This window comes from Pseudomonas sp. HK3, assembly GCF_052920985.1.
Genome location: NZ_JBREXD010000003.1, coordinates 1,321,024 through 1,333,001 on the forward strand (window position 1 = coordinate 1,321,024; position 11,978 = coordinate 1,333,001).

The following is an 11,978-nucleotide window of genomic DNA, read 5'->3' on the forward strand; positions in this document are numbered from 1 at the left end:
CATAAAAAAGGAGTATTACATGGCAATTCCAGCCTATATGACTATCGAAGGTCAAAACCAAGGTGATATTAGTTCTGGCGCACTATCTGAAGATTCAGTAGGCACAGCGACTCAAGAAGGCCACGAAGATGAAATAATGATTCAGGCTTTCACTCATAACGTTCCTCGTGGAACGAATGATCAAAGCGGTCAAATCACCAGCATGCCTGCAATGAAGCCAATGAAGATTACTAAGTTCATTGATAAAGCGTCTCCATTGCTACACAACGCATTAACGACTGGTGAGCAACTTAATGTTGAAATCAACTGGTATCGTATTTCTGCAAGTGGTGAAGAAGAACTTTACTACGTAATGGAACTAGAAAATGCTGTTCTAGTTGATATTGAAACGATTCTTCCAAGTGTTGGCGATCCATCTATGGCTCACCTTGCACACATGGAAGTTTTACATATCAACCCAGGTGCGATTACTTGGACTCACGAAGCTGGAGGTACCGAAGGTGCTTACCGCTTTGGTGCTAGCCAAGCTTAATCCGCTCAACGTAAGGCGGCGCGAAAGCGCCGCTTTATTAGGTATATTATGAAAGTTATATCACTTATTACTGTTTTGTTATTAATGACAGCTTGTGCTGGTAAAACCAGTTTAGAAGTTGCACCCGATGATTGGGTTTTTGAAGATCGCGCCATTCATTTACACTTAGTCAGCCCATCAGATTTAAACGCCATTAGTGGGCGTCCTCACTCTATTGCTTTAGGTGTTTTTCAATTAAGTGACCCTAATACATTTTTAGGATTATCTGAAACAAAAGAAGGTGCATTGCAATTACTCAATACTGGTCGTATTGATGACACTATTGCGCAGTTTTCACGCATTATTTTACAACCTGGTGAAGAAAAAGTGGCCACCTTGCCAAGAGCACAAGGTGCAAAGTATGTCGCTTTAATATCTGGTTACTATGGTCTAAGTACAGAACTAGACATCAAGGTATTTAGCATACCTATTAAACCTGCAAAAAGAGGGTTTGTGGACTTAGCATTATCGAATTTAGGTTTAATTGCTAACGAAGCCAAAGCCATCCCAGATGACATTTATATTGATATCTCAATGGGACGTAAAAGCACGAAGAAATTCACGCTTTTAAAAGAAGAAGAAATTAACGTATTAACCTCAAGCGATTTTTAATCGCTTTAAAGAATTTTAAGGACGAAACCGTGAGTCAATCGCAGCCTATATTCTGGCATCATGGCATGTTTTTACAGCCACAACACTTTCAACAAAGTGAACAATACGTTAATGAAAAAATTAACGTCCTTAAAAAGCATGTTTCGCCTTGGATGTGGGGATTCACACAACTTGATATTGCCACTCAGGCACTTCAATCTAAAAAAATAGACATTCAGCATGCCGAATTTTTAATGGAAGATGGTACTTACATCAACCTAGGCGACAATGCATTTGTAAGTTCACGTTCTATTGAGGGTGCTGAAATTGACCCTGAATCACCCAACACTATTTATTTAGCACTCAAGAAAATTTCTGGCTTTACGTCTAATACAACAAAAATTTCTGACATATCAGAAGCAGTTGATGTAAGCACCCGATACTTTACCTTTATTGATCCAACCGAACTCAATGATCGCTATATACATGGCGAGTCTGCACAGGTTCATCAGCTAACGCTAAAACTTGATATCGTGCTTGAGTCTGAAAAAGATAAATACACCGAATATCACTTAATGCCATTTGCACAAATAGCATTAGATGGTGAAAACTATGCGTATATAAGCGATTACATTCCACCTTGTTTAAATATTCAAGGCAGCCAAAAATTAATTAAGCAACTCACTGAATTAAAAGATGAGTTAGCTGGCCGTGCGATTCAATTGAAAACTGGCTTGGCCATGCTGGGCTCTAATTTAGATGCCAACGGGCTACGTTATCGCATGAGCTTGCAAGCACTTTCGCGCTATGTTCCCCGCTTAGCCCATGAAGTATCAACACCTCAAATTCAACCATGGGCTGTTTATGGCGGGCTAAGAGAGTTGAGCGGCGAAATTAGTACATTTACAAATGATGTGAATTTACTCGGCGAAACAAACCAAGGCGTAAAGTTGCTGCCTGACTATACACACCTTAATACAGGGCCATGTTTTTCTAATATTCGTAGTTTAATTAATCGTCTATTAAATGAAATATCCGTTGGCCCTCAGTTCTTAGTTGAAATGGCCCGTGAAGACCAAGCATTTAAAGCCGATATTCCAAAAGACTTCTTTGCTGAAAAAGCGGACTTCTACTTAATTCTCAATAGCACAGAAGAATGGGATGAATTCAGCCAATCACTTTTCACTACCGCTAAGCTTGCATCTAAAAATACAATTGATGTGCTAATTGAACGTTCTTTGCCAGGTATTGGATTGATTCATTCACCAACTGCACCAGCAGGTTTACCGAAAAAAGACCAAGCCAGTTATGTACGTATCGACATTCATGATGATGAGTGGCAATCAATTGTACGCTATCAGAGTCTTGTTATGCATTGGGATGATGCGCCAGATGATCTTACAGTTGAACTGGTTATTTTAAAGCGATAGGGACATAACATGCGATTAGTCGATTTTTATATTGACCCAATACTAAAAATTAATCAGATAAAAACTGATATCGATTTTTTAGAAAACAACTGGGAAGCATTTAAAGCAGAGTTGATCAGTAGTCTTCTGGATGCACAAGTGAGTGCGGTAAAATCAGGGTTCCCTGAAAAAGTATGCTCCGATGCTCTATTCCCGATCATTGCATATATTGATGAGTGCATTTTAACCTCTGAATGGCAAACACGTTCCTTATGGCAAAAGAACTCATTGCAGCGTCACTTTTTTAATACAACCAATTCAGGTTATGAGTTTTATGAACGCCTCAATCAATTAAACCGCCAAGGTGATGATCGAAGTGTTCGCGAGATATATTTACTTTGTTTAAGCTTAGGCTATAAAGGGCGTTATTTCTCCCCTCAAGATCGCCCAAAAATTGAAGAGATTCGAATTTTCAATTTAAGTTTATTACTGCCGAATGATGCTAACAAAGTATTTGAAAAATCGACTTTATTTACGGACGCTTATCATGAACATGATCAAGTAAACACCTTACGTAAATCTAGAATTAACTTAATACCCTTCTTTGCTGTTACACCCTTTATTGTGGTGGCTGCAACGCTTATTTTTTACTCCTTTCAGATTGGTCAGGGTTTAAACAGCATCATGGAGTTAGTGAAGTAAAATGAAAACATTTTTACGCATTTTAATGTGGATCTTTGTCGCACTACTTGTGAGCGCCATTGTTCTCAGTGTTAACTACTTATTAGAACAGCCATTAGAAACCGGCCTAATTGCATTAGCGGTTATTTTTGGTTTGTATTTTAGTTTTATCTTATTACGTAAACTCTTCATACGCTTAAGAGCAAAAGCTCAGGTAAGAGGCCTGCTTAAGCATCGGTCAAGATGATGAGGTTGATGACGAACTTGGCATGAGCAGCGCCGAGTTAAGCCGTTCTTTAAAGCAAGGCTGGAACACAACGATTAAGGCACTGAAAAATTCACAGCTTAAATATCAAGGTGATCCTCTTTATGCGCTACCTTGGTATATGGTTTTTGGTCGCCCAACGTCGGGGAAAAGTACAAGCTTAAGAAACTCAAAACTATTACTACCATCTATTGATTTATCCGAACATAAAGATGGCTCAACGCTTAACCTTGAGTGGTGGTTATACGAAGAAGGTATCGTAATTGATACCGCTGGTCGATACGCTGTACCTGACAGAATGGAGCGAGACAGAAAGGAGTGGAACTCCTTATTAGGTATGATCGCTAAGCACCGCCAAAAAGAACCGCTTAACGGCCTTGTACTTGCTGTTGCAGCTGACCGTTTACTTGGGTGTAGTGATGACGAAATCCTTGAAGAAGGCCGTCAGATTCGTAATAGTATTAATCATTTAATGGACAAACTTGAAGTTAAAGTGCCTGTTTATTTAATGGTTACTAAATCTGATTTAATACCCGGCTTTAAAGAATGGGCAGCGTATTTACCAGAAGAATTAAAAACTCAGGCAATGGGCTATCTAAATGAAGCGACAACAAGTGATGTTGATACCGTTGTAGATACCGCACTTGATAACGTATTGGATCGTTTGAAAGAAGTTCGCTTACTAATGATGGAGCAAACTGAGAATCCTGATGCAAGTTTGTTAACCCTGCCAAGGTCGATGGAGTCTATCCGTAGCGGCCTACATGTATTTATAAAAACCGCATTAAAAGGCAATGCTTACCAAGAAGCACCCCACTTTCGTGGTCTTTACTTTAGTTCTAGCTTACAAGAAAAAGATGGCGAAAATGTTAGAAACGGTTTATTCCTGCATGATTTCTTTACCAAGATACTACCTGCTGACCGTGGTTCTCTAATTAGTTTACCGTCTGCGTTACGTATCAAAAGTGCCGCAAGAAAATATGCACTTGGCATCAGTGGTGCTGTCACCTTTAGCTCTATTGTTGGCTTAACAGCACTTTATAATACTGACAAAGCCGTGCTTGAAGATATATATACCAACTATGGCGATACCGCTATATCGGTTGATAAAGAGCAAAGCCCTAGTGATGTGCTAGTTTCGGCTTATCGCCTTAAAAATTTAATTGATTCTATGGCGGCTTATAAAGAACAAGAATATTTGCCGTGGACCACGTTATTGGGTCAAGCAAACCAAGTTGATACCTTAAGGGATCAATTTTTAGAGTTTGTACGTTTAAATTTAATCAAACCTTATGACAGTAAACTGAAACAGTCTATTGATCAGTTAGAGCAAGGGCAAACAAGTGCGCTGGCCGGTGGTTTGGTTCGACGTATTAACGTGATTCAAAGCCGCTTATCCCCTGATAGCGATATTCCTATCATGCCAATAGGCAGTGAATATTTGCTTGTGCAAAACAATACTATTGATGCAGAAGAATCTGAATTATTCAATGAAGTCTATTCTGCTTATGTTGGTTGGAGTCATTCATTGGTTGACCTCTCTGATGAGAAAAAGACCTTACAAGCGGCTCTGCTTTATTTAGTGAAGCATAATCATGGTGACTACAACTGGATTGTGCAGTGGGCTAACTCTCAAGATTTTGATGGTTACCGCTTAAAAGACTTTTGGGGGGGCAGCTATAAAGTTGTCAATCCGCCAACTATTGACGCCGCCTACACACTTGAAGGTTATGCTTTTATCCAAGAATTTTTAACCGAATTTAAGCTGGCCAACAGTGAAGATAAACAGCTTTCTGAAATTCAAGAAGACTTTGATAAGTACTATGAGCGTCAATACGTCGAAGCATGGATCTCTTTCGCACAGCGCTTCGACGAAGGCAAGATGCAGCAACGAGACAAAAAGGAATGGCAACAATTGCTTGAGCGATTCGCTACATCAGATAACCCTTACTTCTCTTTATTGGGCACAATGAATGAGCAACTGTCTGTCTTCGAAGGCGCTAGCTTTAACTCTAAAGAACAGCTGACCTTTTTTGCAGATGTTCAATCCTATTCTGTTGCTGACGGTCGTAAAGGCAAGCCCAATACCAGGCTAATTAAAAAAGCATTGGGTAAGTTTGGTAAAGTCGGAAAAATGGCTAAAAAAGCCATGAAGATTCATAAAAAAGCAACAAAAGGTAAAAAAGGTGGAGAAGAGTTGGATTCAGCATTGGAAGATGCGGTTGTAGCAGTTGATGCATACAAGCAAGCACTCGCTGAAATTGCCTTTAAGTCAGACTCGCGTACACAGTCTCTTAGCTCTGTAACCGAATTATTCCAAACCCCTGATGCACTTGAAAGCGGCAATGGTTCAATGGCAACCGCATGGATGTCTATTAAAGAACTGCAAGCGTTGATCGGCAAACCTGTTTCAACCTCTAAAGTGTTCTGGCATTTATTTGTTGGCCCTATGTATGCCATTTACGACTACATGGAAAATGAAAGCAGCTGTGAAATACAAGACCGCTGGCAAAACGATGTATTAGCCACACTTGATGGCGTTAGCAGTAACCAAGTGGGTAACCTTGTTGTTGGTGAAGGTGGTGTGCTTTGGAATTTCCTAGACACTGAGATTGCACCTTTTATCGAGAAAAAATATAAACGCGGTATCGTGCGAGCGAATATTGAACAGCGCAGCATTAATTTAAGCGAAGAGCTACTCGAAGTACTGAATCAAGCTGAGAGCGGTAAGTTTATTGTTGGTAACTCATTTGATGTGGCTGTTAATGCCCTACCAACAGGCGCTAACCCTGGTGCGCGTATTCAGCCTTACGCTACCTTCGTTGATTTATATTGCAGTGACGGTACTCAAACACTTGCAAACTATAACTACCCAACTCAACACACCTTTAAATGGGCATTAGAAACGTGTGGTGATACAACGTTAAGAATTGAAATTGGCCAACTGACTCTCATGAAAAACTATCCGGGTGTGAAAGGCTTCAGTAAGTTCTTGCAAGAGTTCCAAGATGGTCGTCATATATTTTCATCAACCGACTTTCCTAATCAACAGGCACAACTTGAAAACTCTGGTGTGAGTTTCATCGATATTAACTTTGAAATTCGAGGTCAACGTCCCGTTATTCAAATGTTAGATAGCGTGCCATTACAGCTACCAGAAGTAGCGGCTCATTGTTGGTAGATGAATTATGAACCTAGCTAATAATGTAACCGATAGAATTAATCTAGTGTATGAAGACCATAAGAATCAACAGGTCGAATTACCGCTACGACTATTAGTGTTATCTGATTTATCAGGCGATTTACGCAGCCAAGATATGGGGCAGTGCGAATTAATCAATGTTGAAAACGGTATTGATCAATTAATGGGGGCAATGAATGTATCATTGGGCCTCACACTGCCGAATCTTTTAAATCCTGCATCGCAAGATGCAATAGAACTCAATATTTCGTTCTATTGTGTGGATGATTTTGAGCCTGAACATTTATTAATGGCAACGCCTTATCTGACGCAAGCTTATCAGCTGTATCGTCAACTGGGTGACGAGTCTGTTCGTAATAATCAGTTGTTCGAGCTGTTGGCTGACTATGCGTTTACCGTGCCCGATGTGCTTGATTACACTCAGCGTCTTGTGCTGCAACAGGAACTGCATGAGCGCATCAACAATCAACTTAACTTGATTATTCAGCACGATAAATTTCGAGCATTAGAGTCTAGCTGGCGCTCGCTTAGCTTTTTAGAAGCGTTTATTGACTACAAAGAAAATATTGAGCTTATTGTGGCTAATGTCTCTAAACAAGCATTAATGGAAGACTTTGAAGATTCTCCAGATGTTGCCCAGTCCTGTTTATTCGATCTCGTCTACGCTGCTGAATTTGGTCAGTTTGGTGGGCGACCTTATACATTAATGATTGGGGATTATGACTTCACTAGCCGGGCACAAGATATTGCCCTGCTCAGTTCAGTCTCTAAAATTGCTGCAATGAGTCACTGCCCTTTTATCAGTGCGGCATCTGGGCATTTATTTGGTGTTGATAACTTTTCAGATTTCTCACGCATACGAGACATCAACGCACACTTTGATCAACCCAATTATGCAAAATGGAATAGTTTTAGAGAAACACAAGATAGTCGTTATGTTTGCTTAACCTTACCTCGATTTTTATTGCGTTCAAGCTACCGCTTAAGCGGTGAAGGATTCGAGTTTAACGAGAATGCATCAAAGCAAAAGATTGGCCTATGGGGGAACAGCGCCTTTGCCCTTGCCACTCGATTTATTAATAGCTTTAGTCAGTATCGTTGGTTCGTTAACGTCACGGGCGAAGAATATGGTTTATTAGATGAGATTAGGATGCATCCGTCTCAAACTCAACTTGGCACCTTGATTCCAACAGAGGTGTTAATTTCAGAGCGCAGCACGAATGAACTAATTAATAATGGTTTTACCCCATTATCAATTCATAAACGCACTGGGCGTGCTGGTTTTACGGCCATACCTTCTTGTCATGCGATGGCATTTAATGAGCAAGATAAGCATGCCTTATTAAACCAAAAATTAGTGACTCAGATTCCATATTTGCTCATTAGCTGTCGTTTTTCACAATACATAAAAGTAATGCAGCGAGAAAATATTGGCTCATGGTTAACTCGATCTCAGATTGATCAATCGATCAATCGCTGGTTAAAACAATACGTTTCAGACATGGATAATCCTGCACCGGCGGTACGATCTCGTAGGCCATTAAGAAATGCCAGTGTAACGGTCAGAGACATGGAAGAAAAAGCAGGTTGGTTTTTATCCTCGATTAGTATTACACCCCACTTTAAATTTATGGGGCAATCTTTCACCTTAACTGAACGTGGTCGTTTAGAAAAAGCATAAATTAAGGGAGTAAAATATGGCATTACCAGGTTACATGAAAATTACGGCTGAAAATCAGGGCCAAATTGAAGGTGAATGCGATCTCGATAGCCGTGAAGGTTTTGTGGTTATCCAAGGTATTCAACATAGCGTAAAACTACCAACCGATCACAGAGGGTTACCTAACGGTCGTCGGGTTCACCTGCCTATTACTATTTTGAAAGAAATAGATCGTACTAGCCCAATGCTGTATCAAGCACTGAGTGATGGTGAATTACTAAATGAAGTCATTCTTGACTGGTATCGTTTAGACGGTGCAGGTATGGAAGAACTTTATTATCGTCAAATATTAAAAAATGCACAAATTACCGGTATTGAATTTGCTGTCGAGCACACATCTGATGTGGCCAACAACCAAAAGGGCCACATGGAAAAAGTGTCGTTTATATACGACAGCATTATTTGGAGCCATGAGATTGATGGCATCGAGTATGAAGATAGCTTTGGAGCCACAGCGTAATGTCTCAAGTACGCTTTTTAAAACGAGTTACGCTTTGGCAAAATAGCAAACAAGGCTCGGTGCCTAGCGTCTCGTTTGAAGAGCAGCTATTAGTTGATATTGAAAGACTCCTCAACAGTCGACAAGGTAATGTGCTGATTGATAAAGATATGGGATTGCCCGATTTACAGGGGCAATTTCAATCTCACGGTATACCTGACTTAGATATACTAACCGATCAGATTCGTTTTCAACTAACAGAATTTGAGCCTCGTCTATCAAAATTTAGTTTGTTTTTAGATGAAGAAAATAACGATGTATCGTGCTATTGCTGGAAATTAAACGGCACCTCTACCACTAATCAATTTACCCACAATATTTTAGCCACTATAAAAGTATTTTCTAATGGCCAAATTGTAGTGGAGCCAACAGTTTAATATTATGAAAATAGAAAGTTATCAAACAGAGCTTCAAGCTCTAAAAGAAAATGCACGTGAATTTTCTAAAAAATATCCAGCATTAGCACCACATCTAGCGGGTAGCAGTAGCGACCCAGATGTTGAGCGTATATTGCAAGGCACGGCATATTTAAGTGCGGGTATTCAAGATAGATTGGATACTGATTTTCCTGAATTTGCTCAATCAATACTTAGACTGGTCGCACCTGATTACTTAAAAGAAATGCCAGCGACCACTATCATTGAGTTTAAACCTAGAAATATTTTAAATAATGCGGTGACTATAAAATCAAAATCTAAAATAGACTCGCAAAAAATTCAGGGGGTTAGCTGTCGCTTTCAAACATGTACCGATGTTGATGTTCACCCTCTGACCATCAATGCTGTTGAGCTCAATCAGTTTGGTGGTTATTCTGAATTAGATATCATCATAAACAATACCAGTTTATCCAACAGCGATGTATTTATCTCCGAACTGCCCCTGCATATTTCGGGTGATTATGTTAATGCTAGCCAGCTCTATTATCTACTAACCAATAAGCTGGCTTCTGTTTCTATTGTATATGGTAATCAGACTCAAAATTTAGTCGATGCCAAAATAGAGTCTATGGGTTGGAATGACGATTTTTCATTACTTGAAACAAGTAAGACTCAGCTAAACAGTTATCGTAGACTGCAAGAATACTTCATTAACAAGTATAAATTTTTATTTTTAAATGTATCTGGGTTTGATAAAAACAAACCGCTACCAAAAGCGTTCAAACTTCGCTTTAGAATCAATAAAAATACAGAAACAACTCAAGTTAATATTAATAGCTTTAAGCTATTTTGTTCGCCTGCCGTTAATTTATTCGATACGACGGCAGAGCCAATCCCTCTTGATCACAAACAAAGTGATTTAACCTTAAAACCCGTTAGAAATGTAAATAATCAGTTTACTATTTATTCAGTATTGGATGTTCAAGGGCAAAATCGGCGCTCAAGTGAAAAAACGAAATACTTAGATTTTTCGCTGTCTTCTAAACAACAGAATACTCAACCCGTATATGAATTAATTCAAAAAGCGACGGATCAATCACACTCACAAGCAATTTTGAGAGTTAACTTTCCTGAAGGTAAAGAACTGCCGACCAGAGAAGTATTGACTGCTGGGATTCGCTGCTCTAATGGGCCCCTGACTCAAATGCTGAAAGTGGGTGACGTTAATGTTAATACTCCCGATGTACCGGATTTAGTTAGCTTTGCAAATATATCAGCTGTCAGTGAGTACATCCCACCACAAACAGATGGTCGAGTATTATGGAACCTTCTAGCTCACTTAACCGTTAACTATCTTCCTCTTGCGGATCTGAATAATTTAAAAGTATTACTGAACCTATACAACCCAACCAACCAAACGGATGCAAAAGAGCGTGCCGCGAATGAAAAACGTATAGATTCATTATTGAGAATGTCAGTAGAGCCGAGTGAAAAACTATTAAGAGGTTATTTAGTACGCGGCCAATCTATTTCTCTTACCGTTGACGGCTCTGGCTTTGCAAGCATGGGCGACATGTACTTATTCGGTGAACTATTAAATAAGCTTTATTCTCAGTTCGCTGATATCAATAGTTACATCAATTTTACGCTCATTAATGACAACACTGGAGAGCAGTTGCAATGGCAGCCAAACTTAGTGAGTCTTTAGCCAGTCTTGAAAAAGACATACTTGATCAGCCTCATCAGTATGAGTTTTTTCAAGCATATCGCTTATTAGAGAATGTTAACCAAACATTCCCTGTTTCACCTAGACGACCAGCTCGAAAAATTGAAGTAAGGCCTACCCTTTCTTTAGGGTATACCGACCAAGATATTCATGAAGTTAGGGCGCTGGATAAACAGCGTGGCTATGAGATCATATCTCAGTTGCCTGGCTTATATGGTGTGGCATCGCCGCTACCTGATTTTTATAACGAAGAACTGCTTGATAATGAATGGGATGAACTAGAAGCCCCTAGAGAGTTTCTCGATATTATTCATAAGCAGTTATTCCCAAAACTGTATCAGGCATGGCGATTATATAAGTTAAACCTAAACACGATTGAGCGCTCTCAAAGTAGTTATTGGAATTTACTTTATAGCCTAATGGGTGAACCCAATACAGATAGCGATGACATCAAGGCGATTAAGCTTCGATATTTTTCATTGTTCTCAAATAAAGAACGCTCAAAAGATGGATTACTGTCGATTGTATCCGATTTTCTTGATATTGATGACTTGGATATAAAAGAATTTGAGCCCAGTTTTATTAGTATAAAACCTGAACTGCGTTGTCAGCTAGGACGTTTAAATCATCAATTAGGTGATGCGCATTTAGGCTCAAAAATTCATACCCAAACTCTTAAAATCACGATAGAGCTATTGAATTTAAACCAAGCACAATATGACAGCATTCATTCGAACAATGAAAAGCTCGAAACGTTAAAACAATTAATTAAGCATTATTTAAAAAAACCGTTAACTGTTGATATTAAGTTACACGTAAATGCAAAACATGATCAGCTTTCACTTGGTAAATCTTGGCACCAGCTAGGTATCACGACAATTTTAGGCCAAACTGAAAACAATCATCGATCTGTAATGGTTAGTTTACTGGATTAAGC

The 11,978-nt window shown here is 39.3% G+C and carries 11 protein-coding genes; all 11 read left to right on the forward strand.

Features of this window, described 5'->3' with window-relative positions; translation table 11 throughout:
- Positions 1–19: 19 nt before the first annotated feature.
- From ACU6U9_RS21760 to tssG, 11 genes are read left to right on the forward strand one after another with little or no spacing between them, the layout of a single operon-like run.
- Positions 20–532: an Hcp family type VI secretion system effector gene (locus ACU6U9_RS21760; RefSeq protein WP_446737049.1), complete on the forward strand. Its 513-nt coding sequence runs from the start codon at positions 20–22 to the stop codon at positions 530–532.
- A gap of 48 nt (positions 533–580) precedes the next feature.
- Positions 581–1,183, forward strand: coding sequence for a type VI secretion system lipoprotein TssJ (gene tssJ / locus ACU6U9_RS21765; protein WP_446737050.1), 603 nt, complete (start codon positions 581–583; stop codon positions 1,181–1,183).
- Between the two features lie 29 nt (positions 1,184–1,212).
- The gene (tssK, locus tag ACU6U9_RS21770) at positions 1,213–2,592 is read left to right on the forward strand and encodes a type VI secretion system baseplate subunit TssK (protein ID WP_446737051.1); all 1,380 of its coding nucleotides are present in this window, start codon (positions 1,213–1,215) and stop codon (positions 2,590–2,592) included.
- 9 nt (positions 2,593–2,601) lie between these two features.
- A complete protein-coding gene (locus ACU6U9_RS21775) occupies positions 2,602–3,273 on the forward strand; it encodes a DotU family type IV/VI secretion system protein (RefSeq protein WP_446737052.1) in 672 nt (223 codons plus the stop codon).
- 1 nt (position 3,274) lies between these two features.
- Positions 3,275–3,499, forward strand: coding sequence for a hypothetical protein (locus ACU6U9_RS21780; RefSeq protein WP_446737053.1), 225 nt, complete (start codon positions 3,275–3,277; stop codon positions 3,497–3,499).
- A 22-nt stretch (positions 3,500–3,521) separates the two neighbouring features.
- Positions 3,522–6,698, forward strand: coding sequence for a type VI secretion protein IcmF/TssM N-terminal domain-containing protein (locus ACU6U9_RS21785; protein ID WP_446737054.1), 3,177 nt, complete (start codon positions 3,522–3,524; stop codon positions 6,696–6,698).
- Between the two features lie 7 nt (positions 6,699–6,705).
- Entirely contained in the window at positions 6,706–8,400 is a 1,695-nt protein-coding gene (tssC, locus tag ACU6U9_RS21790; protein ID WP_446737055.1) for a type VI secretion system contractile sheath large subunit, read from the forward strand.
- Positions 8,401–8,416: 16 nt separating this feature from the next.
- Positions 8,417–8,899 carry a type VI secretion system tube protein TssD gene (gene tssD / locus ACU6U9_RS21795; protein ID WP_446737056.1) on the forward strand — a complete coding sequence of 161 codons (483 nt, stop codon included), beginning with the start codon at positions 8,417–8,419 and terminating at the stop codon, positions 8,897–8,899.
- Complete coding sequence (locus ACU6U9_RS21800; protein WP_446737057.1) at positions 8,899–9,315, forward strand: GPW/gp25 family protein; 417 nt, start codon at positions 8,899–8,901, stop codon at positions 9,313–9,315. The genes tssD and ACU6U9_RS21800 overlap by 1 nt, the downstream gene beginning before the upstream one ends.
- A 4-nt stretch (positions 9,316–9,319) precedes the next feature.
- Positions 9,320–11,023, forward strand: coding sequence for a type VI secretion system baseplate subunit TssF (gene tssF / locus ACU6U9_RS21805; RefSeq protein ID WP_446737058.1), 1,704 nt, complete (start codon positions 9,320–9,322; stop codon positions 11,021–11,023).
- On the forward strand, positions 10,996–11,976 hold the full coding sequence (gene tssG, locus ACU6U9_RS21810) for a type VI secretion system baseplate subunit TssG (protein ID WP_446737059.1): 981 nt from the start codon (positions 10,996–10,998) through the stop codon (positions 11,974–11,976). The genes tssF and tssG overlap by 28 nt, the downstream gene beginning before the upstream one ends.
- Positions 11,977–11,978 lie beyond the last annotated feature (2 nt).

Bases quoted from the DNA above. Each gene is read 5' to 3' on its own strand.
- tssC (WP_446737055.1), top strand. From the start codon at position 6,706: ATGAACCTAGCTAATAATGTAACCGATAGAATTAATCTAGTGTATGAA.
- ACU6U9_RS21800 (WP_446737057.1), top strand. From the start codon at position 8,899: ATGTCTCAAGTACGCTTTTTAAAACGAGTTACGCTTTGGCAAAATAGC.
- tssF (WP_446737058.1), top strand. From the start codon at position 9,320: ATGAAAATAGAAAGTTATCAAACAGAGCTTCAAGCTCTAAAAGAAAAT.
- tssG (WP_446737059.1), top strand. From the start codon at position 10,996: ATGGCAGCCAAACTTAGTGAGTCTTTAGCCAGTCTTGAAAAAGACATA.
- ACU6U9_RS21785 (WP_446737054.1), top strand. From the start codon at position 3,522: ATGAGCAGCGCCGAGTTAAGCCGTTCTTTAAAGCAAGGCTGGAACACA.
- tssD (WP_446737056.1), top strand. From the start codon at position 8,417: ATGGCATTACCAGGTTACATGAAAATTACGGCTGAAAATCAGGGCCAA.
- ACU6U9_RS21760 (WP_446737049.1), top strand. From the start codon at position 20: ATGGCAATTCCAGCCTATATGACTATCGAAGGTCAAAACCAAGGTGAT.
- tssJ (WP_446737050.1), top strand. From the start codon at position 581: ATGAAAGTTATATCACTTATTACTGTTTTGTTATTAATGACAGCTTGT.
- ACU6U9_RS21775 (WP_446737052.1), top strand. From the start codon at position 2,602: ATGCGATTAGTCGATTTTTATATTGACCCAATACTAAAAATTAATCAG.
- ACU6U9_RS21780 (WP_446737053.1), top strand. From the start codon at position 3,275: ATGAAAACATTTTTACGCATTTTAATGTGGATCTTTGTCGCACTACTT.